Annotated in this window: 20 protein-coding genes; 5 read left to right on the plus strand and 15 right to left on the minus strand. The window is 71.6% G+C overall.

The window, feature by feature from the left end:
• Positions 1 to 28 precede the first annotated feature (28 nt).
• Complete coding sequence (locus FKO37_RS24245) at positions 29 to 1198, plus strand: CdaR family transcriptional regulator (protein WP_238605856.1); 1170 nt, start codon at positions 29 to 31, stop codon at positions 1196 to 1198.
• Here the strand turns inward: FKO37_RS24245 and FKO37_RS24250 are convergent, their stop codons facing one another.
• Genes FKO37_RS24250 through FKO37_RS24280 form a run of 7 tightly spaced genes read right to left on the minus strand, consistent with a single transcriptional unit; the run spans position 1199 to position 12556 of the window.
• Positions 1199 to 2185, minus strand: coding sequence for a hypothetical protein (locus FKO37_RS24250; protein WP_238605857.1), 987 nt, complete (start codon positions 2183 to 2185; stop codon positions 1199 to 1201).
• 19 nt (positions 2186 to 2204) lie between these two features.
• Positions 2205 to 3017 (minus strand): DUF3592 domain-containing protein, encoded by an 813-nt coding sequence (locus FKO37_RS24255; RefSeq protein ID WP_238605858.1) that lies wholly within the window; start codon positions 3015 to 3017, stop codon positions 2205 to 2207.
• A gap of 9 nt (positions 3018 to 3026) precedes the next feature.
• Entirely contained in the window at positions 3027 to 3554 is a 528-nt protein-coding gene (locus tag FKO37_RS24260; RefSeq protein ID WP_238605859.1) for a hypothetical protein, read from the minus strand.
• Between the two features lie 55 nt (positions 3555 to 3609).
• Positions 3610 to 6603, minus strand: a complete 2994-nt coding sequence (locus tag FKO37_RS24265; RefSeq protein WP_238605860.1) for a CHAT domain-containing protein — start codon at positions 6601 to 6603, stop codon at positions 3610 to 3612.
• 1 nt (position 6604) lies between these two features.
• On the minus strand, positions 6605 to 7636 hold the full coding sequence (locus FKO37_RS24270; protein WP_238605861.1) for a hypothetical protein: 1032 nt from the start codon (positions 7634 to 7636) through the stop codon (positions 6605 to 6607).
• Entirely contained in the window at positions 7633 to 8931 is a 1299-nt protein-coding gene (locus FKO37_RS24275; protein ID WP_238605862.1) for a hypothetical protein, read from the minus strand. The genes FKO37_RS24270 and FKO37_RS24275 overlap by 4 nt, the downstream gene beginning before the upstream one ends.
• A gap of 25 nt (positions 8932 to 8956) precedes the next feature.
• On the minus strand, positions 8957 to 12556 hold the full coding sequence (locus tag FKO37_RS24280; protein ID WP_238605863.1) for a BTAD domain-containing putative transcriptional regulator: 3600 nt from the start codon (positions 12554 to 12556) through the stop codon (positions 8957 to 8959).
• Positions 12557 to 12717: 161 nt separating this feature from the next.
• Between FKO37_RS24280 and FKO37_RS24285 the strand changes: the two genes are divergently transcribed.
• Positions 12718 to 13932: an MFS transporter gene (locus tag FKO37_RS24285; protein ID WP_238605864.1), complete on the plus strand. Its 1215-nt coding sequence runs from the start codon at positions 12718 to 12720 to the stop codon at positions 13930 to 13932.
• A gap of 26 nt (positions 13933 to 13958) precedes the next feature.
• On the opposite strand, the gene FKO37_RS24290 is transcribed toward FKO37_RS24285, so the two are convergent.
• From FKO37_RS24290 to FKO37_RS24315, 6 genes are all read right to left on the minus strand, one after another.
• Positions 13959 to 14486 (minus strand): hypothetical protein, encoded by a 528-nt coding sequence (locus FKO37_RS24290; protein WP_037811560.1) that lies wholly within the window; start codon positions 14484 to 14486, stop codon positions 13959 to 13961.
• Positions 14483 to 14632, minus strand: a complete 150-nt coding sequence (locus tag FKO37_RS24295) for a hypothetical protein (RefSeq protein ID WP_158714465.1) — start codon at positions 14630 to 14632, stop codon at positions 14483 to 14485. The genes FKO37_RS24290 and FKO37_RS24295 overlap by 4 nt, the downstream gene beginning before the upstream one ends.
• Before the next feature lie 80 nt (positions 14633 to 14712).
• Positions 14713 to 15198 (minus strand): bacterioferritin, encoded by a 486-nt coding sequence (gene bfr, locus FKO37_RS24300; RefSeq protein WP_037811561.1) that lies wholly within the window; start codon positions 15196 to 15198, stop codon positions 14713 to 14715.
• A gap of 78 nt (positions 15199 to 15276) precedes the next feature.
• Positions 15277 to 15465 (minus strand): bacterioferritin-associated ferredoxin, encoded by a 189-nt coding sequence (locus FKO37_RS24305; protein WP_037811628.1) that lies wholly within the window; start codon positions 15463 to 15465, stop codon positions 15277 to 15279.
• 246 nt (positions 15466 to 15711) lie between these two features.
• Positions 15712 to 16539, minus strand: coding sequence for a DUF1932 domain-containing protein (locus FKO37_RS47585; protein ID WP_238605865.1), 828 nt, complete (start codon positions 16537 to 16539; stop codon positions 15712 to 15714).
• 43 nt (positions 16540 to 16582) lie between these two features.
• Complete coding sequence (locus tag FKO37_RS24315; protein WP_037811562.1) at positions 16583 to 17158, minus strand: PadR family transcriptional regulator; 576 nt, start codon at positions 17156 to 17158, stop codon at positions 16583 to 16585.
• A gap of 68 nt (positions 17159 to 17226) precedes the next feature.
• Between FKO37_RS24315 and FKO37_RS24320 the strand changes: the two genes are divergently transcribed.
• Together FKO37_RS24320 and FKO37_RS24325 are read left to right on the plus strand one after the other, a co-directional pair.
• The gene (locus tag FKO37_RS24320; protein ID WP_037811563.1) at positions 17227 to 17616 is read left to right on the plus strand and encodes a nuclear transport factor 2 family protein; all 390 of its coding nucleotides are present in this window, start codon (positions 17227 to 17229) and stop codon (positions 17614 to 17616) included.
• A complete protein-coding gene (locus FKO37_RS24325; RefSeq protein WP_238605866.1) occupies positions 17613 to 18371 on the plus strand; it encodes an SGNH/GDSL hydrolase family protein in 759 nt (252 codons plus the stop codon). Before FKO37_RS24320 ends, FKO37_RS24325 begins: the two co-directional genes overlap by 4 nt.
• A 97-nt stretch (positions 18372 to 18468) precedes the next feature.
• Here FKO37_RS24325 and ggt read toward each other — a convergent pair whose 3' ends face one another.
• Positions 18469 to 20265 carry a gamma-glutamyltransferase gene (gene ggt, locus FKO37_RS24330; RefSeq protein WP_238605867.1) on the minus strand — a complete coding sequence of 599 codons (1797 nt, stop codon included), beginning with the start codon at positions 20263 to 20265 and terminating at the stop codon, positions 18469 to 18471.
• 128 nt (positions 20266 to 20393) lie between these two features.
• Positions 20394 to 21029 carry a TetR/AcrR family transcriptional regulator gene (locus FKO37_RS24335; RefSeq protein ID WP_238605868.1) on the minus strand — a complete coding sequence of 212 codons (636 nt, stop codon included), beginning with the start codon at positions 21027 to 21029 and terminating at the stop codon, positions 20394 to 20396.
• A 78-nt stretch (positions 21030 to 21107) separates the two neighbouring features.
• Here FKO37_RS24335 and FKO37_RS24340 point away from each other — a divergent pair, with 78 nt between their 5' ends.
• Positions 21108 to 24293, plus strand: coding sequence for a carboxyl transferase domain-containing protein (locus FKO37_RS24340; RefSeq protein WP_238605869.1), 3186 nt, complete (start codon positions 21108 to 21110; stop codon positions 24291 to 24293).
• Positions 24294 to 24297: the final 4 nt, after the last annotated feature.

Raw genomic sequence — 24297 nt, forward strand, 5'->3', positions numbered from 1 at the left:
CCCAGGTTTTCGGCTACCGTGCTGTGACATGTCACAACTGTCGTGGCGCAGCTTCGAGCACCGGCTGCCGAAGCTGGCCGAGCGGACGATCCGCCGGTACGTCGAGACCTCGCCGCACTACCGCGGCAAGGCGCCCGCACACCTGCACCAGCACATGGCGCACACGGTCCGCGAGTTCGGCCGGATGTTCTCCCGCGCGGCGCGGGAGGGGAACGAGCCGCGCGAGGACGAGCTGGAGCTGTTCCGGCAACGCGGCCGGGAGCGAGGCGCGGAGGGGCTGCCGGTCGGCGAGTTCGTGCACGCCTACCTCCTGGTGGCCGAGGAGATGTGGGCGGAGGTCGACGACCTGTCCGGCGGGTCTCCGCCGGACGGAGCGGCGGCGGTGCTGCTGAAGTGCACGCACCGGGTGATGAACGCGGCGGTGCAGGCGCACCAGAAGGAATTCCAGACCGCGGACCACGAACAACGCGAGGCGGCGCGGGCGCTGGTGCGGCGGCTGGCGGCGGGGGAGTCGATCCCGGAGCCGGCGGACGTCCGGCTCGCCCCGGCGTACGGCGTGCTGGCGCTGCGATTCGCCGTCGACCCAGCGGATTCCGTCGGCGACGCGGTCGGCCGCCATCTCGCCGGGCAGCGGAAGGTGCGGTTGCTGTTGCAGCACCTGCGTCGCGAACTGTCCGGAGACGTGCTCGCCGCGCTGGATCCCGACGGCGGCCTGCTGTTGCTTCCGTCCGGTTCGGACAATGCCGAAGCGGTGCTGGACGAGGCGCGGCTGGCGGTGCCGCGAGCGCACCAGACGACGGGCGTGGAGATCACCGGCGCGTTCGCCCACGCGGCCGAACTGTCGGAAATCCCAGCGGCGGTAGCGGAAGCAGAGCGGCTGCTGCGGTTGAACTCGGTCCCGGACACCGTTGCGGTCCTTGCGGATCACCTCTTCGAATACCAGCTGAACCACGACAGCGCGGCCACCCCGCAGTTGCGCGCGCTGGCGGCGCGGCTGGATGGCGAGCCTGATCTGACGACGACGCTGCGGACGTATTTCGAGACAGACTTCAACCGTCGCGAGACCGCGCGGAAGCTGCACGTCCATCCGAACACAGTGGACAATCGCCTGTCGCGCATCGCCAACCTGACCGGCGCGGATCCGCGCACCGCCAAAGGACTTTTGCTGCTCGGCGCTTCGCTGGGACTGACGGGCTGATCACTCAGCGAGGGTGGCGCTGCCGTTGGGACCGGTCACCGTGACGCGGATGGTGCGTGCGGACGGCAGCTGCGCGATGGTGACCTGCCAGGTCTGCGGTATCCCGACGTCGAGGGTCTGCAAGGCTTTCCGCACCAGGCGCGGGATCTCGGTGACGGGCAGGGTGCGCAGGTCGAATCGCGGGACCTGGACCCCGGTCGGGGCGAAGACGACCGTCAGCCGGTGCTCCTGGACGACCGCGGTGAGCGTCTGCGAGACGTCCGTGGCCTGGGCCAACCCGTCGACGGCGCGGCGCAGCTCTCCCTCGTCCAACAACGATTGGTCGGGGCCGACGTCGACCGTCGCGGACCCCGAGGAGGTGGTCTCCGTGGAGGACGCGGGCGGCGATGACGGAGCTTCCGGAGCGAACAGTTCGGCGCGGAAGAGCCCGAGAACGGTGCCCGCGCCGAGCAGTATCCCGACAAGGGTGAGGGCGCCGGCCGCGCACCCCTCCGGCGGCGGGGCGACCAGAGCGGACTCGGGAGCGGGTTCGATGACCGCTTCCGCCGCCCGGCGCTGCCATTCCGGCGTCGGGTTGTCCACGAGCCGGACCTTCCACGGCCGCTCCGGCGGGTAAGCGACCACCAGGACGTCGCCCTTGCGGTAGCTCGGGAGATCGACCAGGTTGACCGTGCGGGTCGCCGTCGCGCGATGCGCCGGCTCCCCGTCCGGCGCCACCGTGAGGACGAACTCGACCGGGAGATCGCCCGTTTCGGTGCCGCCGGCGCGGAGGCTTTCGATCCGGGCGAGTGCCACTGTCGGCGGGACTGCCGCCTCGCGGGCGCGTCGCGGCAGGCCGCCGAGCCAGACGAGAACGCCGTAGCCGAGCGGAATTCCGAACCCGGCCACGAACAGCGGAACACTTTCGACGATGATCCCGACGACGAGCGAGCAGACGGTCGCTCCGACGACGATGCCGGTCAGGAAACCGAGCGCGATCGTGCGCATGGACGTGCTCCAGACTTGGTCAGCGGGAAACCGGTTCCACCAGAACGGCTTTCGGGTCCTGCGGGTCGTAGCGGACCCGCACTGCCGAACCCTCGGAAGGGGCTTGGAAGAGCGGCGTGATCATCGTGGTCACGGCCTCGCGCTCGCCGGTCTCGGTGGGAAACCGCACGTGAACGCTGAATCGCGGATTCCCCATCACCCAGACGTTGGTGAAATCCACCCGGGTGAGGACGCCCGTCGCCTGGCGGCCGCAGTGCCGCAGCGCCTGCTCGCGATCGTCCGCTTCGGCCGCGCGGAGGAAAGACCGCAGCAGCACCACGATCAGGACCAGCGCGATGAGCCCGGACACCGCGGGCACCAGAAACGGCTCGTAATAGATCACCCAGTCCACATCGGACCATGGCTCGGCCTTGCCGTCGAGGAAGGGCAGCCGTTCGCCCACCGATTCCGGCGGTGTCCACGACGGAGCCGCCACGCCGCTGCCCAGCGTCACGCCGAGCGCTGCCGCCAGTGAGCTGGCCCGGAAGCTGATCCCCATGCGGCGCAACGACATCCCGCCGCCCCACAGCATCGCGAATCCCAGCGACGACGCGATCGTGACCGCCAGGCTGAAGAACAACACGAGCGAACCCGCCGGTCCCGCGTCGGCCCCCCACGCGCCGACGCGGTTCAGCGACATCAGCCGGAAGCCGTCCAGCAGCCCGAGCGCGCCGGACCAGCCGGCGACCGCCCAGGCGAGCGTCGTGGGAATCCCGAGAAGCCACAGCCGCCGGCTCGACGCCCGGTTCTGTTCAGGGTCCTCCGGGAGCCCGAATGCCAAGGAGTTGAACACCGCGGCCGCCTACGCGATCGGGCCGAACACGGCGACCTTCGCCGGATCGGCGGGGTCGAGACGGGCTTCGTGCCGGGTGCCGGGCGCGTACTGCTGGATCGTCGCCTGCGGGGTGATCAGCGGGGTGACCGTCCGGTACATCATGCCGTCGGCGCGGGTGACCTCCAGAGTGGCGGTGTACTGCGCCTGCCCGGCGACCGTCCGGCCGGTGGGCTCCAGCGCGCGGATCACCAGGGTGGCCTTCTCGCCGGTGTCGTACAGCCGGCGCAGTTCGGTGCCGTAGGCCTGCAGTTCCTGCTGCTGGCGCAGCTGCTCCTGCATCGGCAGCGCCAGGAACGCAGCCATCTCGGGGTCGGCCGCGACGTTGCGGTACGCCTGCGCGGCGAGCTGCGGCGTCGGCAACTGCGGCGTGATGTCGTGCCCCTGCGCGGCGGCCGCCTGCCGGAACTGCTCGGCGTGCTGCTGGAAGTCCTGCGCGCCCTTCGCCATGCCCTGCTGGGTGGCTTCGTTGATTTTGTCGCGGATCTTCTTGAACATCGGGTGCCCTTTCGCTGTGCCGGTGTGCTGGACACAGCTTCGGGCGGGCGGGCTGCTACCGAACCCAAGTTTTGGCGTCGTCGGTGGCGTCGAGGCAGGTCAGGGCTGCCCAGAAGGCTGGGGAATGGGCTGGTTCGGGCCGTTCGCGCCAGTGGGCGAGCCGGGTCCGCTGCCACGCGCACAGCTCGGCAACCGGGTCCGTTCCGGCAAGCGCGGTGTCCACGGCGATGATCAACTCAGCCATCGGATCCGCGCCCGGCACCGCGGCCGACGTCGGCAGCGCCCACACTGTCGCGGCCACCAGACCGGCCCCGGAGGCGACCGCGGCGAGCAGGACGCCGAACGGTTCCGGCAGGCCGAAGTCGCTCGCGCTGGCGCAGCCGATCAGCGCGACCCGCGCGGGCATGTCCACTCCGGACAGCGCTAGGTCCGCGGCGGTGAACGGCCGGTGCGCCCCGATCGGCGCGGCGGTGCCGGGCAGGTCGGCCGAGCACGACAAATGCAGCGCGGTCTGCGCACCGTGGACGTCCTGGATGCGGCTGACGTGCCCCGCGAACACCAGCCGCGAACACGGTTCCGCCAGCAGGTCGGCGAGGAGCCGGCGGTCGGTGTCGGTGCGGCGGACCAAGTCGAGGCCGCGCTCTGCGGCGGGGCGGACCGGGCCTGCGGCGAGTTGGGCGTCGAGGTGGCGGATCAGCGGGGAAGCGGCGGTTTGCTTGCCGAGCACGGATCCCAGTTCGCCGAACGCGCTCTGACCGGGGATCCGCGGGTCGAGCAGGTAGACGGGCGGCCCGCCGGGAGCCGGTTCGCGGCGCGGGATTCCGGCGGGGGCGAGCAGCGAGACGTCGGCGAGGTCGAGGATTCGGACATCGCTGTCGAAGCAAGTGTCGACGTCGTCGGCGTCGAGCGCGTGGTCCGGGCGACGGTCGGGCAGGGCTAGCAGGCCCCACGGAACCGCGGCGAGTGCTGGGGACGGCTGGATTCGCAACAGCGGACGCGTGGCGCGACGGAGTTGCGCGACGAGATCGGCGGGCAGGAGGTTGAGCGCGAGGACGCGAGCAAGGCGTTGCTCAGCGGCGAAGCTGCCGAAAGCGTCGAGCGAACGACGGACCGCGTCCGCGACCGGCTCGCTTTCGCGCGGTGTCGGGGAAGCCTCGGCGAGGAAGCCGCGCGCGGTGTCGACGAGATCGGCGTCGATGGGGTGCGTGTGGACGGTGTCGAGGTCGCTGGTGGCGCGCCAGCTGAGGTAGGTGTGCCCGGCGTCGGCGTAGCGCAGGATGAATGTCTCGCGACCGGGTGCGGCGGCGGGCCAGGTCTCGACAGTCCCCGGTGCCGATCCGCATCCGTAACGCTCGGCGGCCAGTTGGGACCAGGCGTCCAGCTCCATCGGCGAGGACGGTGACCAGCGCAGCCCGGGTGGCGGGGCGAGCCGGAGCGGTAGCGACGAGGTGACCGAACCCAATGCTGCCAAGGGAAGCTGACCGTCCTCGACCGGCGGTGCCAGCGCGGGGAGCGTGCCGGTCAGGTTCAGCGAACGGTCCTCCGGATACGCCCCGACCGCGCACGCGCGTTCGATCAGCTCCGCGGTCAGCCGCGTTTCGCGGAGTTGGGTCAGCAGGACCATCAGCAGCTCCGCCGCTGGGCCCGCGACGCTGTTCGCCCACGCTGTGCGGGCCTGAGCCGACGCGAACGCGAACCGGTACTCCTGCGCGGCGAGGGTCACCGGCAACAGCAGGTCCAGCACCGCCCGCGGGTCTTCGCCGCGTTCGTAGCCGATCGCGGCCGCGAGGTAATCGGCTCGCAGGCACTCCAGCCATTCGCCCGACTCGCGCGCCGCCGCCTGGAGCTGGGCCACGTGCTCTTCCGCCGACGTCCAGTCGCCGTCGGCTGCCGCACAGCGAGCCAGCGCCGCGACGAGCCGTCGCGCGCCGGGGGTGTCGCCGTTCGCGGCCCACAGCTTTCCCGCGTGCTCGAACTGTTCTCGCGCCTGTGCTGCAGCACCGGCGAGCAGGAGCAAGCTGCCCAGCGCGTAGCTCGCCTCGGCCACGTCGCCGGTCACCCCCGCCGCCGCGAGTTCGTCTCGGGCCTGGACGATCGCCGCCATCGCGCCGCGGAAATCTCCGTCGAGCGCGCGGGTTTCGGCCAGGCTGATGGCGAATTTCGCCGCTGTCGGACCTTCGTGCCGGGCGTTGAGCCGCAGGAAATCCGCCGTCGCGTCCGCTTCCTCGCCGCCTGCCTGGCGGATCCGGGCGCGTTCGGCCCGCGCCATGGCTTGCAGCGCCGCCACCTGGTCACGCACCTCGGCTATGTCCGCGAGGCGGTCCAGGCTAGTCAGGATCTCGTCGATCGCGTCCCGCGCGCCGGCCGGGTCCCCGGCGGCCACCTGCACGCGCACTTCGAGGATGCGCAGCTCCAGCTCGTCGGCACCGTGCGGGTCGAGTTGTTCGCGCGGGAACTGGCCGGGTTCGGCGGCCTTCCGGAACGCCGCGCGCCGCCGCTGATCCGCCAGCAACTCGCGTGCCCTGGCGAGGTCACCCTCCTCTGTGGACAGTGAGATGAGGACGCGTTCCGCTACCTCGCGAGAGCCTTCGATCATCCGCAGTTCGGCGTACTGTCCGAAGTGGACTATCGCGGCGGTGCTGACCGCGAAGACGTTGAGGACGGCTTCCGCGCACTGGCGCGCATTGCGGAGGTCGCCCGCGGAGTAGCAGACCGTGGCCAGATCGCTGACCGCGGCGACTTCGAGGCTGACGCGGTCGAGCTGCTGGGCGAGCTGTCGCATCCGTGCATAAGCCCGCTGTGCACCGGCGACGTCCCGTGCCGCGGCGAGTTTCTTGGCCTCGTTCTGGATGGCGAAGGCTTTGGTGAGTAGCGCATCGTACTCGGCTTGGCTCAGCGAGCAGGCGGGCAATTCCTGGTACGCCATCGGGTCGAGACCGAAATGCCTTGCGACACAACGACAGTTGTAGCCGTGCGACACCGCATCGGCCAGATCCGCGGGCAGTGGCCGGTCCGGCGACGCGAGCGGAGGCGGCAACCCCACGAGCACGTCAGAACTCCTCGTCGGCTGCGGCTCGCTCAGCCAAGGTGCGGGCCTCCGGCGGCAACGATTCGCGGGCCCGCACCAGGGAGATCACCTCAGCGCGGTCCTCGGACGTGGTGCCGTCGACGTCCGGGTCTGCCGCGCCGACGATGAGATCGATCCGGCCGGAGGACGTCGCTGCGAGCCTGGCACCGGCTTCGTCCAAGTCGGTCGTTCCAGCGAACCCTGCGCTGCCCAGGTGCAGGGCAACCTCGGCGAACGGCTCACCGTCGTGGGTCGCCATCGCGGTAAGCGACGCGTCGTTGAGCGCGCCCGAGACCTCGACATCGAGCCGGGCAGCGGTCCTGGTCGCGACGATCCGCCAGGCCACCGTGTCCTCCGCGGCGTCCAGAACACCGGGCGGCACCCGCGCCCAGTCGACACTAGCGCGTCCCTCGGCCAGTACGCCCTCGCCAGACGCGGCGGGGCCGGAACCCGCCGCCAAGGCGTACGCACGTTGCCCTGGAGCCACCCGCGCCGCCAGTGAGGCCGCGGCTTCGGCCCGCTCGAGGTCGTCCTCGCGGTTGAACCAGGCCGAAAGCTGCTCGCACAGACGGCGTACTTCATCGGCCACCGGTCCGGCCACGGCGACCAGACCCGCGCTGACGGCCTGGTCGAACAGCTCAGCCGGGGTGGCCTCGAACCCGTCGAGCAGTCCCTCGGCGACGTCCGCGGTCGCGACGGCCGCTTCGAAATCCAGCAGCGCCGGATCAAGCGACGGGATTCCGATCAACGGGCTGGCAGGCCACCAACGCCGAGCCCACAGCAGCAGTGCGAGGCGGGCCAACTCCGGGCTCGCCGGGACGTCGACGTATCCGTCCCGGAGCGCGGTCAAGCTGGCTTCGGCACCGACGAGCCTGGTCAGCCATGGTTCGGCCGCGCTGGCGTCGGTGAGTTCGATCCGCATCGACGGCGCCGAAGGGCCCAGCAGATCCGCTAGCGCGAAGCGAATGAGGCCGCCGTCCGCCGCGAGGACCGGAGTGTGCACCGGATGGGTCACGACGCGGCCTCCAATCGCGGCAGGTTGGCGACGAGTGCGCGGCGCACTTTCGTCCGCAGGTCCAGTGAGGTCGACCGGACCACCCCGGTGAGGAGGTCTCGGAAGTCGTCCGGGACCTCTCCGCTGACGTCGAAGCCGTGCAGCCGCGCCCACAACCGGGCGAGGAAGCGCTTCGCGAATTCGCGCAGTTCCCGGAGGATCTCGGCGTCCGGCTGCGCGGTGAGGGGCGTCGAACCGGCCAGCGCCCGGCGTGCGTACAGCACGTATCCCTCCCGCGCGACCTGAGCGTTGAGCCGCTGGGCGAAGCCCGGGAGGTCGCGGGGCCCGTCGAGCGGCCGGAGCGCGGGCGCGAGGACGACGCCGAGCACGAAACACGTTGCCAGAACAGGCAATTCGAGCCCGAACCCGGCGGCCGCACGCCTCAGTTCTTCGTCGATCAGGTCGGCGACAGCGTTCTGCCCGTCCACCCGGCGCAGCGTCGCGCGGACCCGCCGTTCGATGCTGCGTTCGAGAAGCCCGTTCCCCGTTTCGTCGCGCTGGCTCAACGGAGGTACAGCAGTGCGTTCGCCGCGTTGCAGGCCGAGATCAGGCGTGGGCAGACCGGAAATCTCGCGGACGGCCCGGGTGAGCACGGCAGTACCGCCGGGCTGCCGCAACGCGAGACCGAACGCGTGCCCGGCGGGAGAGTCGGCGAGCTTCTGCCAAGCCTCGTCGGTGAAGCCGTCGGCGACCGCGTCGAGCAGCGCGACGAACGCTGCGGGAGATCCGTCCGGCGCCGCAGCCCAGCGACGGCGCAATTCAGCGGTCAGCTCAGCGGCGCGCTGGGGATCAGCGAGGTACTGGCTCACCTGATCGACCCCGGCCGCACCGTCTTCGCCGTGCCACTCGCGCAACGCCGCCGCGGCCCGCTCCGGCGCGGAGTCGTCCGGCATGCCGAAGCCGGTCGCGAGTTCGTAGGCGAGGGGAAAACACACGTCCTGAACGTTCCCCGCAGTGATGCGCAACGCCCGCCGCTGCCGCTTCAGGTGGGTGAACCACGCTGCCGTGGCGCGCAGCCGAGCCGAATCGGCCAGCAGCAACTCGGTCACTTCCGCCGCGGCGGCCGGATCCAGCAGCGGACGGCCCAGCCGGGTCCGCGCCGCGGTGCGGATCACGAGCGGGTCGATGATCTTCTTGATCGTGCGGGTCAGCGGCCCGCCGTCGGCCGCCGAAAGCACCTCGACGTTCGGGATCCGCTGCCAGGCCCGCGCGAGAACAGCCGAGCGCAGCTGGGACTGCCCCTCGCCTGCCGTCATCACGCCCCCTCGCTCCGACTGCACTTTATCCTGCCGGGCAGTTCCGCATCCGCGCGGAATTCGCGCACTCAGCCGTTCCCTCCACGATCGCGGCTTCGACGGACAACCCCGCGCCACGCTGGAACGCCTCGGCGAAGCCGGATTCCGAAAGAGCCGCTTGCGCGGCGGCGGTGATGCGGTCCGTGTCGCCGCGTTCGGCACGGGGGAGCGGAGCGTCCACCCGGCGGCGGGCGGCGTCGGCGGCGCCCAGCAGCAGTGCGGCGCATTCAGCGGTGCCCTTCCGAGCGGCGGCTCCCGCCAAGCCTTCCAAGGACAGCGCCAGCGCGCGCGGTTCGTCGAGCGTCCGGGCGGTGTCCAGGCTCCGGAGATGAAAAGCTGTTGCCTGCCCTGCATCGCCGCGGAGTTCGGCGACAAACCCGAGCTCCGCGTACAGCAAATGGTCCCCGGCCAAGGAGGACAGACCGGCGTAGCTGTCGCGGATGTGGTGCAGGTGCTTCTCGGCAGTGTCGAGGTCGCCGGAGCGGCGCGCACCGAGGGCGAGGCCCATCTCGGCGTGGATCTGGCCGTAGGTGTAGCCGTGTTCGACGGCGATGCGGTGCGCCTGCCGGTGCAGGTCGCGCGCGCGTTCCCAGTCGCGCTCCAGCAGCGCGAGCCTGCCGAGACCGGACAGCCGGGCGGACACCTCCGCCTGCAGGTCCAGTTCGCGGGCGATCGCGAGGCCGGCGCGCTGACGGTCCGCCGCGTCCTGGTAGTCGCCCTTGATCTCGGCGAGGGCGGCCAACGGCGGAATGGTCTGCATTTCGCCCCAGCGGTCGCCGAGAGCGCGGAAGAGCGCGGCGCTGCGGACGCCGTCGCGGCCGAGACCGGCGAGGTCGCCGCGGACCAAGGCGAGCATGGCTCGCAGGCCCAGCGCCGCGGCGACGCCCCACTGGTCGTCCTCGGCGGTGAACAGATCGAGGGCGAGGGCGTTCGTTTCGGCACTGGCTGTCGCGTCGCCGACGCTGAACAAGCTGTAGGCCCGCAGCCACAGCGCACGACCGCGGCGGATCGGGTCGCGAATGGCCGCGGCGTCGGCAGGGGCGGCGGCCTGATCGCCGGTCAGCAAGGCGAAAGCGTGGTGCAACACAGCGAGTTCCGCGTCCGGGGATACCGCGTCGAGAACGGTCGAGAGGGCGCGGCGGCCTTCGGCGAGACGACCGCGAAGCAGCCACCACCACGAGAGCGCCGTCGCCAGCCGGACGGCCTCCTCCGTGGCGCTCGCGCGGACCGCCTCGTCCAAGGCCGCGCGCATGTTCCCTGCTTCGGCGTCCAGACGCGTGAGCCAGGTTCGCTGTTCGTCGCCGCGCAACCGGGGCTCGGCTCGCTCGGCGAGAGCCAGATAGTGGCGCAGGTGCCGGATGCGGGTTTCGGCAGCGTCCGACGTTTCGTGGAGGCGTTCGGCGGTGTAGGCGGCGACCGATTCCAGGAGCCGGTAGCGGATCCCGGCGGGCCCGTTCGCGACGACGACGAGAGAGCGGTCCACGAGCCGCGTCACGAGGTCGAGCACCTCCTCGTGCCGGACGCCGTCTCCCGCGCACACCGCTTCGGCGGCTTCCAGGTCGCAGCCGTCGCGGTGGATGGCCAGTCGCCGCAACACGATCCGCTCCGGTGCGCTCAGCAACTCCCAACTCCAGTCGATCACCGCGCGCAGAGTCTGCTGCCGGGCCGGGGCACCGCGCTTTCCCCGGGTCAGGATCGAAAACCGGTCGCTGAGCCGCGTCGCCAGCTCGCGGACGCCGAGGCCGCGGACGCGGGTGGCGGCGAGTTCGAGCGCGAGCGGGATGCCGTCGAGCCGACGGCAGATTTCGGTGACGGCCTCGAGATCGGCGGGCGCGCAATCTTCCGGCTGCCGGGGAAAACCGGGCGCGGACGCGGCGGCCCGTTCGACGAACAGCCTCACCGCTTCCGTCGTCGGCAGCGGTTCCACGGCGAAGACGCCTTCGCCCGGGAGGCCGAGAGGTTCCTGGCTGGTGGCCAGAATTCGCAGTCCAGGTGCGGAGTGCAGGAGCAGTTCGGTGAGTTCGGCGGCGGCGTCGACCACGTGCTCGCAGTTGTCCAGCACGAGCAGCGCACGCCGGTCGCGCAGTGCGGCCGCGAGACGCCGCGTCGGTGCGGCGGCCCCGGTGCTTGGCGGTGTCGCGGAGGAGCCGTCGCGGATGCCGAACGCGGCTGCGGCAACTTCGGCGAGATCGTCGGCCGTCCCGTCGCGCACCCCGGCGAACTCGACCAGCCGGACGCCGTCCGGGAATTCCGCCGCGGCTTCGGCTGCGGCCGCGACGGCCAGGCGCGACTTGCCGACCCCGCCGGGACCGGTGAGGGTGACGAGCCGCGTCGTGCCCAGCAGGCCGCTTAGCTGCGTGAGAGCTTGCTCCCGGCCGATGAGCGGGGTGAGCGCGCTGGGCAGGTTGCTGTGCGGGCGCGGTGCGGCGGCGAGCGGGGTGAGCGCGCTAGGCAGGTTGCTGTGCGGGCGCGGTGCGGCGGCGAGCGGGGTGAGCGCGCTGGGCAGGTTGCTGTGCGGGCGCGGTGCGGCGGCGTGCGGGGTGAGTGCGTTGGGCGGGTTGCTGTGCGGCTGCGGTGCGGTGGCGGCGAGCGGGGTGGGCGGGTTGCCGTGCGGCTGCGGCGCGGCGGAAGCGAGCCCGGTGGGCAGGTCGCCGTGCGGAAGCGGTGCGGTGGCGGCGAGCCCGGTGGGCAGGTCGCCGTGCGGAAGCGGTCCGGCGGCGGCGTGCGGGGTGGGAGGGTTGCCGTGCAGCTGCGGTGCGGTGGCGGCGAGCCCGGTGGGCAGGTTGCCGTGCAGTTGCGGTGCGGTGGCGGCAAGCGGGCTGAGCAGGTTGCCGTGCGGCAGCGGTCCGGCGGCGAGCCCAGGATCCTGCCGGAGCATCGCTTCGTGCAGGGCACGCAGCTCCCGGCCGGGGTCGACGCCCAGCTCCTCGGCGAGGCGTTCGCGCAGTTCCGCGTAGGACGCGAGCGCATCGCCCTGCCGCCCGCTCAGGTACAGGGCTCGCATCTGCACCGCGCGCAAGCTTTCCCGCAGCGGGTGCTGGGGCACGAGGACCCCGAGTTCGTCGACCGCGGCAGCGTGCTCTCCCGTTTCCAGCCAGGCTTTCGCCCGTTCCTCCGCCGCGGTCAGTCGCTGCTCGGTCAGCCGGTGCGCGTCCGCCCGCGCGAAATCCTCGTCCGCGAAGTCCGCGTACGCCGCTCCGCGCCACAACTCCAGCGCCTCGGTGAGCAGCGCCGCCCGGCTGCGCGGGTCCGGCGTCGAGCGGGCCTTGGCGACGAGTACGCGGAACCGCCGGGCGTCGAGGTCTTCGGAGTGCTCGATCCGCAGCCGGTATCCGGCGGGCTGGCGTTCCAGCCGGTCCCGGCCGACGACTCGGCGCAGCTGGGACACTTTCGCCTGCAGCGCGCCGAGGGGCTTGCCCGGCAGCTCAGTGCCCCACAGGTCGTACAGGAGCCGGTCGGCGGAGACCGGCCCGCCGTCGCTGGCCAGCAACACCGCGAGCAGCCTGCGGACCTTGGCCTCGGGCACGGCGACCGGTTCCCCCGCGTCGTCCCACACCGCCAGCGGGCCGAGAACCCCGAACCGCATCCCGTCGCCCCCGCGCTGTCGTCAGATCGCCGTCAGCCGATCGTAAGCAATCCCGAAGCCCCCGTCCGCAGAGTGGTCGCCGGGGCGCGGAAGGAACGGTCCGACGACCGGGTCCGGAAGCGACCTCCACCAGCAGTCACTTCCAGAAGAGAAGCCGGAGCATGAGCACCACACCAGAATCCACAGTGGAGATCGCAGCAGGAGAAGACCCGGCCGGACCGCGGTTTCCGCTGTTCGCGCTGCTCGCCCTCGCCACCGCCGTGTTCATCACGAGCCTCACCGAAACCTTGCCCGCCGGCCTGCTCCCCGCGATGAGCGGTTCGCTGGGCGTGAGCGAGTCCGCGACCGGCCAGACCGTCACGATCTACGCGCTCGGCACGGTGCTGACCGCGATCCCGCTCTCCGGAGCCACCGCGGGCTGGCGCAGGAAACCGCTGCTGCTGACTGCGATGGCCGGATTCGCCGTCGCCAACACGGTTACGGCGCTGTCGTCCGAGTACTTCCTGACGATGGTTGCGCGGTTCGTCGCGGGTGTCGCAGCCGGGCTGGCCTGGGCGTTGCTTGCCGGGTACGCGCGGCGGATGGTCCCCGCCCATCTGCAGGGCCGGGCGATCGCGATCGCGATGGCGGGCATCCCGGTCGCGCTGTGCCTCGGCGTGCCCGCCGGGACCTTCCTCGGCCAGGCCGCGGGCTGGCGCACCGCGTTCCTCGCCATGACCGGCCTGACGGCGCTGCTGCTGGTCTGGATCGCCGCCGCGGTGGCGGACTTCCCCGGCCACCGCAGCGGCGAGCGGCCGAAGCTGCTGCCGACACTGCGTATTCCCGGAGTCGTCCCGGTGCTGTTCGTGACGCTGGTTTTCGTGCTGGCGCAAACGATCCTGTACGCCTACATCGCCACCTTCCTCGCCGGGCTCGGCATGGGCGGAAGCACCGACCTCGTCCTGCTCGCCTTCGGCATCGCCTCGATCGCGAGCATCTGGCTCGTCGGCGCGCAGATCCACCGGCGGCTGCGGCTGCTGACCATCGTCAGTTCGCTGCTCGTCGCCGCGGCTGCGCTGCTGCTGGCCACCATCGCGCACGATCCGGTGCTGGTTTACGCGTCGGCGGTGCTCTGGGGTCTCGGCTGGGGCGGCGTGCCCACCCTGCTGCAGACCGCGGCGGGGGAGGCGGGCGGCGAATCCGCCGACGCCGTGCAGGCGATGCTCGTGACCCTGTGGAACGTCGCCATGGCGGCGGGCGGCGTCGTCGGCGGGGTGCTGCTCGGCCTCGCGGGCAGCGGCTCGTTCCCGTGGACCGTGCTGCTGCTGATGCTGCCGGTGATCGTGGTCGTCGTGGCCGCTCGCAGGCACGGCTTCCCGGCGGAAACCCAGGGCTGACCGGGCGCACGACCCGCCCGCGGAGCTCAGGTCGAGACCAGGCTCGTGACGGCCCAGGTGACGCACCCGACCCCGGCGATCTCGAGAACGATCGCGACGAGCAGGGTCCGCGCGGTGCTGATGTTGATCGCTCGCGAGTTCTGCAGCACCGTGAGCCGGGTTTTGGCGACTTCCCTTTCCGCGTAAATCGACGGCGCGTTCCAGTAGCGGTCCTTGGCGATCAACGGCGTGAGGTTTTTCAGCGCGATCGCGTCGCTTCTTCGGGGCGCGTTAGTGAAGATTCCGGCGGCCGCGGCGAGCACCAGCAGCGCGGCCGCCAGGTACAACGGAAGCTTGACCGCGTCCGGGAGCACGAAGTTCTGGGCTTTCGTCGACAGCGCGGAGAGCCCGAAAAGCAGCGTGACCAGCGTTCCGGAAGAACTGATCACCGCCAGTCCGCGGACCTGCAGGGAACTCGCGTTCGCGCGAGCGTTGTCGATCTCTTTGTCTATCAGGCTCGCGATGACCGGCCCGGATTTCTTCGCGCTGTCCGCCGGTTCGGGCCCGGCGGTCATTTGTCGCGGTCTTCCGCGGGGTCAGGAAGAATGCCTCCGTCGAGGACTTTTTCGGTCCCGATCGTCGGATAGTCGAATTCCGACTGAGGGGACGGCGGCGCGGCCGGGATCGGCGGGGTCGTCTCTGTGCGGTCGTCGTCGGACACGGCGTCCTCCGGGGTTCGGCAGTGCCGGATTCTGTGCCAGTGAGTCGCCGTGCCGCGGTGTTTCGTTACCCGGGCGGAGGTCAGCCCGCGGTGGGCGGTTGATCCACGAGCTGCGCCAGATACAGCTGCTCGCCGAGTTTGTCGATCAGCTCCAGCTGCGTTTCCAGGTAGTCGACGTGGTGCTCCTCGTCGAGAAGGATTTTCTCGAGCAGGTTCGCGCTGCCCGCGTCGCCGTGGGCGCGGCACATCGGGATGCCGGGCCGGAGCCGGTCGAGCACGTCGATTTCGATCGCGAGGTCCGAGGAGAACATCTCGGGGATCGTCTGGCCGACGTTGATCGGCAGGAGCCGCTGGTAGTTCGGGAGGCCGCCGAGGAGCAGGATGCGGTCGGTCAGCCATTCGGCGTGGTGCATTTCCTCGATCGACTCGGCGCGGGTTTGCGCGGCCAGCTTCGTGAATCCCCAGTTCGCCTGCATGCGGGCGTGCAGGAAGTACTGGTTGATCGCGGTCAGCTCGCTGGTCAGCTGCTCGTTGAGCAGCGCGAGAACTTCGTCGTCGCCTTGCATCGTCCGCACCTCCGGCCTCGACCGGTCCGGATGCTACCCACGCGTGATGCGCCTCACAACCGGAGCGGAGCGTGCCGGTCAGGCGCTGTGCGCGAGGTCCTGCGGTGCGGCGCGCTCGAGAAGGACCCGGTTCAGCCGTTCGTGACAGGTTCCGCAGCCGGTCCCGGCGGCGCAGCGCTCGCCGATCTCCTCGACGCTGCGGGCTCCGGCCATGACGGCGGCCTCGACCTGCGGCATCGTCACAGCCGCGCAGACACATGCGTACATCGCCGACGACACCCCTTTGCCGGTCCGGGTGATTAGGTAAGGCTAAGCACAACAGATCAACTGGGGTCTGGCAAGGCGCGGGCCGAGTGGCCGCGGTCACGCGGGGCGGGCGACCGCGGCATCGGCCGAGGGGCTCGCGGGTGACGCCCGGGCCGCCAAGAATCCCCGTCAGTCGCGTGTGGACTGCGGACGCGAGCTGGAACTCGGTTTTGCGGCATCGCCGGGCGAGATCGCGGCCCGGCCCGGTCACTCGCGGTGCAGGCGGCGCAGCGTGGCCGGAAGGTCGAGGCCGAAGTCGTCCTTGTCGTCCGCCCAGCGCGACATCACCTCGGCCGCGCCGATGGCGAGGGCGTCCGGGAGACCGAGCGCCCGTGCGGTTTCGGCGACCTCCAGCATTTCCGGCGCCCATCGCCAGGCCCGCGCGGCCGCGGAAGGCAGCCCGTCGGTGTCCGCCAATGCGTTGCCGCCGAAGGCGTTCGCTTCCTTGAGCAGGTGGTCGCCGACGCCGTAGTCGTCGGCGATCGCATGGCTGACCGCGGCCAGCGCACGCGAGGCCTTCTGGAACGATCCGTAGGCCATCTTCACCGCGCTCGCCGCGCCGATCCGTCCGCCCAGCGGCACCGGTTCGGCCCTGCTGCCGGCCAGCAGTCCCCGCACCAGTTCGACGGCTTCGTCCGGGCCGGACAGGTAGACGCGGGCGGTCGAGCGCTCGTCCGGGGGAGGACCGATGATCGATCCGTCCACCACGGTCGCGCGGACCCGGCCGGCGATCGCGACCGTCCGATGCGGACTGATCGCGTTCGCCTCGACGCAGATGCCGCGGTAGTCCCCGAGACATCCGGCGACCTCCTCGGCCGCGGCGGGCGGGCAGATCGAGAACACGACCGCGCTCCGTTCGAGGAGCTGGGGAATCGTCTCCACCGCGGTCAGCCCGGTCTCCTCGGCTCGGCGCGCGGTTCCCGCCGACCGCCCGGCCGGGCACCACAACACCCGATGCCCGCCCGCGATCAGTTGCGCCGCGATCGCCGAACCCATCCGGCCCGGATGCAACAGCCCCACCGTCGTACCCGTCACCGCACGGGTATACGTCACCCAGGACGGTTCCGCCACCTTCGCGCTAGGCAGGCCTGGAAACGCCCGATTCGGCGCGCTGCCGGAGGATCCGCGCGGCGTGCTCGCCCCACCGCAGGTTCTCCTTCTCGAACGAGATTCCGCGCAGCAACGTCAGATAAGGCCCGACGCGGTCGTTCTCGCGCAGATAGTCGCTTTCCGGCCGGCCGTCCAGCATGCGCTCGCGCAGCCGCTCGAACCGGGCGAGCTTGGCGCGGCTCCACTCCATGCGCTCCTCGACGGCGGCGATCACGGCTTCGGCGTCGCCCGCGTCGCTTCCCTGCACCTTGACCAGGAGGTCGTCCCGGATCGTGGTGGGCTGGACCGGCGTCGCGGTGAACTCGTGCAGCGCGCGCCGCCCGGCGGGCGTAAGGCGGAACACGCGCTTGTTCGGCCGGCGCTCCTGCTCGACGACGCGCGGCGCGATCATGCCCTCGGTCGAGAGCCGTTCGAGTTCGCGGTAGAGCTGCTGCGGGGTCGTCTGCCAGAAGTTGGCGACCGACGCGTCGAACGACTTGGCCAGGTCGTAACCGGAGAACTCGCCCTCCAGCAGAGCGGCGAGGATCGCGAACTTCAAGGACACCTGGACACGGTAACACCCCGGTGATTAATCTCGGCTGCACCTAATCAACAAAGTTAGTAGGAGGCAGCGTGCACCCGTTCCGCAAGGCCGTCGAAAGCGGCGACCACACCGCCGTGGAAGCCCTGCTCGCCGACGACGTGACCTTCACCAGCCCGGTCGCGTACCGGCCGTACCCAGGCAAGCCGGTCACCTCGGCCATCCTGCGCGCCGTGAGCCGGGTTTTCGCCGACTTCCGCTACGTCCGGGAGATCTCCAGCGCCGACGGGCACGACCATGCCCTGGTCTTCACTGCGAAGGTGGGGGACAAGGAGATCAACGGCTGCGATTTCCTGCACACCGACGACAACGGGCTGATCGACGACTTCGTGGTCATGGTGCGCCCGCTCTCCGCGGCGACGGCGCTGAGCGAAGCGATGGCCGCCCGGTTCGAGCAGATCAAACAGGAGGCCGGTGCGTGACCATCCGTTACGTGGCCTTGGGCGACAGCCAGACCGAGGGCATCGGGGACGGCGACGAGGCCACTGGCCACCGCGGCTGGGCGGACCGGTTCGCCCAGCATCTCGCCGCGACCGGCGAGCGGGTGGAGTACGCCAACCTCGCCGTCCGCGGACGCCTCGCGGGCCAGGTGCGTGCCGAACAGCTCGCTCCGGCCCTGGCTCTGCGGCCGACGCTGGCCACCGTGGTCGCCGGAATGAACGACGTGCTCCGCCCCGGCTACGACGCCGGCGCCGTGGAAGCGCACCTGACGGCCATGTTCGCCGCACTCACCGCCGCGGGCGCCGAAGTGGTCACCCTCGCCTTCCCCGACCTCGGCCGAATCGCGCCGATCGCCGCGCCGTTGCGCCCGCGAGTCGCTGATCTCAACCGCCGGATCCGTTCCTCGGCAACCCGATACGGGGTAACAGTCGTGGACTGCGACCGGCACGAGGTCGCCAGCGACCCACGCCTCTGGTGCGCGGATCGCTTGCACGCCAACCCGATCGGACACGCCCGCATCGCGGCGGCCGTCGCGCACAGCCTCGGCCTCCCCGGCAGCGACGACAGCTGGAGCGCCCCGCTGCCGCCCGCCGTCCGCGAACCGGTGTGGCGCACGGTCGGCGCGGAACTCCGGTGGCTGGCGGAGTTTCTCGGCCCTTGGCTGGTCCGGCGGTTGCTCGGCAGGTCTTCCGGGGACGGCCGCAGCGCGAAACGTCCATCGCTGCTTCCCGTGTGAGCGCGAACCCGTCGCGGTCTGCCGCGGCTCAGCACGGGGAGCGGCAACGCCGATCGAGACGGCCCGCCGCCCGGAAAGGCGGCGGGCCGTCCAGGCGTCAGTGCTTCCCGTTCACCACGGCCGCGGAAGTGCCGCCGCGCCGTGCCGGTTCCCCGGCGGCCAGCAGCTGTCCGTGCGGCAGGAATTCGATCCCCGCCGCCACGCCGATGCTGCCGGCGTTCTTGAACTGCTGCCCCAGCGCCTCGAGACCCTTCACCACGGGCAGGGCGAGGAATCCCGGTTCGGCGTCCGTGGTCGCCGCGTTGCGCTGGGAGGCGCGCGGGGCGGCGATCGCGTCCGGCAGGGTCATGCCGAGGTCGAGCCGGTTGACCAGGATCTGCAGGACGGTCGTGATGATCGTCGCGCCGCCCGGCGAACCGACCGCGAGGAAGGGTTTGCCGTCGTGCAGCACGATCGTCGGCGACATGCTCGACCGCGGCCGCTTGCCCGGCGCGGGCAGGTTCGGGTCGGGCGCCGAACCCTGCGTCGGGGCGAAGTTGAAGTCGGTGAGCTCGTTGTTCAGCAGGAACCCGCGTCCCGGCACGGTGATCCCGCTGCCGGCCAGCTGCTCGATCGTGTTGGTGTAGGACACGATGTTGCCCTGCTTGTCGGTGACGACGAAGTGGTTCGTGTGCTGCTCATTGCTGTCCGAGGACGCCGCCGGAGCGGTGGCGCAGCCCGAACCGGTGGCGTACGGATCGCCCGGCGCGACCGGGCTCGACCCCGCCTTGGCCGGGTCGATCAGGCACGCGCGGGTCGCGGCGAACTGCTTGGAGAGCAGTTGCTGCTGCGGCACGTTGACGTAGCGCGAGTCGCCGATGTACCGGTTGCGGTCGGCGAAAGCGAGCCGGCTCGCCTCCAGGTAGTGGTGCAGCGCCTGCGTCTGGTCCATTGTGGACATCGGGAAGTTGCCGAGGATGTTCAGCGATTCGCCGACGGTGATGCCGCCGCTGGACGACGGCGCCATGCCGTAGACGTCGTAGCCGCGGTAGTTGATGTGCGTCGGCGTGCCGTCGAGTGCCCGGTACGCGCGCAGGTCGGACAACTGCATCGGGCCGGTCAGCGGGGTCGCGGTGCCCGGCGCGGCCGGCGGGTTCTGCACCGTGCGCACGAGATCGCGGCCCACCGAGCCGCCGTAGAACGCGCCGATGCCCTCTCGCGCGATCTGCCGGTAGGTCGCGGCGAGATCGGGGTTCCGCAGCACGGAACCGGCCTTCGGGGCGGCTCCGCCGGGCAGGAACAGCTGGGCGCTGGGGGAGAAGTGGTCCAGCTTCGCCGCCACGGACTGCGTCTGCCGCTCGAACTCCGGCGTGACGACGAACCCGCGCTGCGCGACCTTTTCCGCGGGCTTGAGGTTGTCCGCGAGACTGAACTTGCCCCAGCGCTGCAGCGCACGCTGCCAGGTGGCGAGCATTCCCGGCACGCCGACGGACCGGCCGCTCTCGACAGCGGTCTCGAAGGCGTACGGCTTGCCGGTGGCCGGGTCGATGAACATCGACGACGAGTCGCCCGCGGGTGTGGTCTCGCGCCCGTCGATGGTGGACACGGTCTTGGTGCGGGCGTCGTAGTAGACGAAGTACCCGCCGCCGCCGAGCCCGGCGACGTACGGGTCGGTCACGCCGAGCGTCGCGGCGACGGCGACCGCGGCGTCCGCTGCGGTGCCGCCCCGGCGCAGCACGTCGATCCCGGCCTGGGTGGACTCGACGGTGTCGGAGACGACCGCGCCTCCGGAACCCTGCGCTACCGGAGTCGGCGGCGGCGCCGGTCTCGCCGAGGCAGCGGGCGCCGCGGCCAGTGCGCAGACGGCGGCGAGCCCGGTGGCCATTGTGGAGGTGAAGATGCGCTTCACAGGCATGGCAACCCTTTCTCGGCGGTGTGCCCAGGACCCCGGACCGGGCGCACCGGGTAAAGCGGCGGTGAAACCAGGGAGGTCCTGTTTAGCATCCGGCGCGCCGAGATGACAGAAGCTTCGCGGCGGCGGGGTCAGCTCCGGCCGGCGGGCTTCTCCGGCGGCAGCCCCAGCAGCCGCAGGTACATCCGGGTGAGATCGGCGAGGATCCGGTCCCGGCGTTCGGGGTGCCGGGCCAGGACGGGCGCGAGGACCGCGACGAGACCGCCGCCGCCGAGCGAGACCGTCTCGGGGTCGGCGGCCGGGTCGGCCAGCCCTCGCTCGGCGAGCCGCCGGATGTAGCGGCCGCCCCGTTTCGTGGGCAGCTCGTGGATCTCCTCGCGCAGTTCGGCCATCGCCGGGTCCGCGATCGCCTGGTGGTCGAGAACGGTCAGGAACGACAGGTTTTCCGCGTACGCGTCGAGGTACGCGGTGGTGGTGGCCGCCGCCACCGCCCACGGGTCGTCCGGGTCGAGGCCGGTCAGCTCCTGCGCCTGCACCAGCTGGTCGCGCACCTGGCGCGCGAGCACCGCGAAAACCTCCTCCTTGGCCGCGAAGTACACGTAGAACGTGGCGCGCCCGACCCCGGCCTCGCGGGTGATGTCCGCGACCGTGGCCAGCGCGAAGCCCTTCGTTTCGAAGACGCGGCGGGCGGCGGCCAGCAGGACGTGCCGGGTCGCGCTGTCGGCGCGGTCGAGCTTCTCGCGCACGGCCCAGGTTCCGGATGCCATGGGCGCCAGCATACCTATTGACGTTGACGTCAATGTCAACGCAGGATGAGGGCGGCTCACGTCCCGAAGGAGCAGCCCTTGCCTTCCGTCCTCATCGCCAACCGCGGCGAGATCGCCCTTCGCGTCCTGCGCGCCGCCCGCGCTCTCGGCTGGCGGGCGGTGGCCGTCAAAGCCGCCGAGGAGCCCGACGGCCCGGTGCACCGGCTGGCCGACGAGGTCGTAGTGCTCGCCGGGGACCGGCCGTATCTCGACGCGGACCAGCTCGTGTCGGCCGCCGAACGCACCGGCTGCGAGCTGCTGCATCCGGGCTACGGCTTCCTGTCCGAAAGCGCTGCGCTGGCGGAGCTATGCGCGGCGCGCGGGGTCCGGTTCGCCGGGCCGGACGCGGCGGTGCTGCGGACGTTCGGAGACAAGGCGGACGCGCGGCGGCTGGCGGAGAAGCTCGGTGTGCCGGTGCTCCGCTCGACCCCGGACGTCGCCGCGGCGGAGGCGTTCCTCGCGAGCCTCGGCGCGGGCCGCGGGGTGATGGTCAAGGCCGTCGCGGGCGGCGGGGGACGCGGGATCCGGCGAGTCGTCGACGCGGCCGAACTGCCGGGGGCGATCGAGCGATGCCGGTCGGAGGCGTTGCGGGCGTTCGGCGACGACACCGTGTTCGTGGAGGAGCTGGTGCCGCGGGCGCGGCATGTCGAGGTGCAGATCGTCGGCGACGGCACGGGCTCGGTCAGCCACGTGTGGGATCGCGAGTGCAGCCTGCAGCGCCGCCACCAGAAGGTGGTCGAGGTCGCGCCCGCCCGCACGGTGCCCGAAGAGTGCCGGGCGCGTCTGCGCGACGCGGCGGCGAGGATGACCGGCGCGGTGTCTTATCGCGGATTGTGCACCGTCGAATTCCTGGTCGACGCGGACGATCCGGCGCGGTTCGCGTTCCTGGAGGCGAACCCGCGGATCCAGGTCGAGCACACCGTCACCGAGGCGGTCACGGGACTGGATCTGGTGGTCGCCCAGCTGCGGATCGCGGCGGGCGCGACGCTCGCGGAACTCGGGCTGGCGCAGGAAGACATCCCGCCCGCGCGCGGGACGGCCGTGCAGTGCCGGGTCAACCTGGAGGAACTGCGGCCGGACGGCACGGCGCACGCCACGGCCGGGCGGATCGAGGCCCTGGACCTGCCGGGCGGGCCGGGCGTGCGGGTCGACACCGCCGCGCACGCCGGCGCGGTCGCGACCACGACGTACGACTCGCTGCTGGCGAAAATCGTCACGCACGTCCCGTCGGCAGACCTGCCCGCGGCAATCGACGCCGCCCGTTCGGCGCTGGCCGAGGTGCGGGTCGACGGACCGGGCACGAACGCGGACTTCCTCCGGGAACTGTTGTCCCGCGACGAAGTCCGGCAGGGATCGGCGACCACGTCCTTTGTGGACGAACACCTCGCCGAACTGGTGCCGGAACACCGTCCGGCCGCGACGGAAGGCGACGGGATCGCGGCCGACTTCGCCGGTTCGGTGGTCTTCGTCGCCGAGTCAGGCGCTCGCGTCGCGGCTGGCGACCCGGTCGTGGTGCTCGAAGCGATGAAGATGGAACACGTGCTCGCGGCGCCGGTCGCGGGCGTGGTCCGGTCTGTCCACATCGGAGTCGGGGACCTCGCCCGGCCCGGCCAGCCGCTCGTGGAACTGACCGCGGACGCCGACCAGCACGGGGCGAGCAGCGGACCGGCCGAACCGGACCCCGCGCACGTGCGGCCGGACCTCGAAGAAGTGCTGGAGCGGCACCGGGTCGGTCTCGACGAGGCACGTCCGGAAGCCGTGGCGAAGCGTCGGCGCACCGGGCACCGGACCGCGCGGGAGAACATCGCGGATCTGTGCGACGACGGCAGTTTCCTGGAGTACGGCGCGCTGGTGATCGCCGCGCAACGCCAGCGCCGCACCGAAGCGGACCTGATCGCCGCCACCCCGGCGGACGGCCTGATCGCGGGAATCGGCACGGTCAACGCCGAGCACACCGCCGACGCGCGCTGCGTCGTGCTCTCCTACGACTACACCGTGCTCGCCGGCACCCAGGGTTTCATGAACCACGAGAAGACCGATCGCATGCTGGATCTCGCTGCGCGGCAACGGCTTCCGCTCGTCCTGTTCGCCGAGGGCGGCGGCGGGCGGCCGGGCGACACCGACGTGGTGACGGCGGGCGGGCTCGATCTCGACACGTTCGCCGCGATGGGCAGGCTCAACGGGCTGGTGCCGACTGTCGGCATCGCGTCCGGCCGCTGCTTCGCCGGAAACGCGGCGCTGCTCGGGGTGTGCGACGTGGTGATCGCGACCGCGGACGCGAACATCGGCATGGGCGGCCCGGCGATGATCGAGGGCGGCGGCCTCGGCGTGCACCGGCCGGAGGAGATCGGCCCGGTTTCGGTGCAGGAACCCAACGGCGTGCTCGATCTGGTCGCCGCGGACGAGGCCGAGGCAGTGGAGCTGGCGCGGCGGTACCTGTCGTACTTCCAGGGCGACCGTCGCGAATGGACAGTCGCGGACCAGCGCCGGTTGCGGCACGTGGTGCCGGAAAACCGGGTCCGGGTCTACGACGTGCGGCGCGCGATCGAGCTGCTGGCCGACGAGGATTCGGTGCTGGAGCTGCGCCGCGGATTCGGAGCGGGCGTCGTCACGGCACTCGTGCGCATCGAGGGCAGGCCGATGGGCTTGCTGGCCAACAACCCGCGCCACCTCGGCGGTGCGATCGACGCCGACGCCGCGGACAAGGCCGCCCGGTTCCTGCAGCTGTGCGACGCGCACGGGCTCCCGGTCGTGTCGCTGGTGGACACACCGGGATTCATGGTCGGCCCGGACGCCGAGCGGACCGCGACCGTGCGCCGGTTCGGCCGGATGTTCGTCGAGGGCGCGCATCTGGACGTGCCGATGGTGGGCGTGGTGCTGCGCAAGGCGTACGGGCTCGGCGCGATGGCCATGGCGGGCGGCGGGTTCCGGGTGCCCGAAGCGATGGTCGCGTGGCCGACCGGCGAGGTCGGCGGGATGGGCCTGGAGGGCGCGGTGCGGCTGGGCTACCGCCGCGAACTCGACGCGATCTCCGACCACGCCGAGAAACAGCGCGAGTTCGACCGGCTTCTCGCCGAGAGCTACCGCCGCGGCAAAGCGCTGGCCGCGGCGACCGTGTTCGAAATGGACGACGTGATCGACCCGGCCGACACCCGCGCCTGGATCACCCGGACGCTGCCGCGCGAGCGCACGGCCGGTCCCCGCAAGCGCATCGACACGTGGTGACGAA

This window comes from Amycolatopsis sp. Poz14 (genome assembly GCF_006704225.1).
Lineage (GTDB): Bacteria > Actinomycetota > Actinomycetes > Mycobacteriales > Pseudonocardiaceae > Amycolatopsis > Amycolatopsis nivea.

Bases quoted from the DNA above. Each gene is read 5' to 3' on its own strand.
- FKO37_RS24245 (WP_238605856.1), top strand. From the start codon at position 29: ATGTCACAACTGTCGTGGCGCAGCTTCGAGCACCGGCTGCCGAAGCTG.
- FKO37_RS24250 (WP_238605857.1), bottom strand. From the start codon at position 2,185: ATGCGCACGATCGCGCTCGGTTTCCTGACCGGCATCGTCGTCGGAGCG.
- FKO37_RS24260 (WP_238605859.1), bottom strand. From the start codon at position 3,554: ATGTTCAAGAAGATCCGCGACAAAATCAACGAAGCCACCCAGCAGGGC.
- FKO37_RS24275 (WP_238605862.1), bottom strand. From the start codon at position 8,931: ATGACGGCAGGCGAGGGGCAGTCCCAGCTGCGCTCGGCTGTTCTCGCG.
- FKO37_RS24280 (WP_238605863.1), bottom strand. From the start codon at position 12,556: ATGCGGTTCGGGGTTCTCGGCCCGCTGGCGGTGTGGGACGACGCGGGG.
- FKO37_RS24285 (WP_238605864.1), top strand. From the start codon at position 12,718: ATGAGCACCACACCAGAATCCACAGTGGAGATCGCAGCAGGAGAAGAC.
- FKO37_RS24290 (WP_037811560.1), bottom strand. From the start codon at position 14,486: ATGACCGCCGGGCCCGAACCGGCGGACAGCGCGAAGAAATCCGGGCCG.
- bfr (WP_037811561.1), bottom strand. From the start codon at position 15,198: ATGCAAGGCGACGACGAAGTTCTCGCGCTGCTCAACGAGCAGCTGACC.
- FKO37_RS24305 (WP_037811628.1), bottom strand. From the start codon at position 15,465: ATGTACGCATGTGTCTGCGCGGCTGTGACGATGCCGCAGGTCGAGGCC.
- ggt (WP_238605867.1), bottom strand. From the start codon at position 20,265: ATGCCTGTGAAGCGCATCTTCACCTCCACAATGGCCACCGGGCTCGCC.
- FKO37_RS24335 (WP_238605868.1), bottom strand. From the start codon at position 21,029: ATGGCATCCGGAACCTGGGCCGTGCGCGAGAAGCTCGACCGCGCCGAC.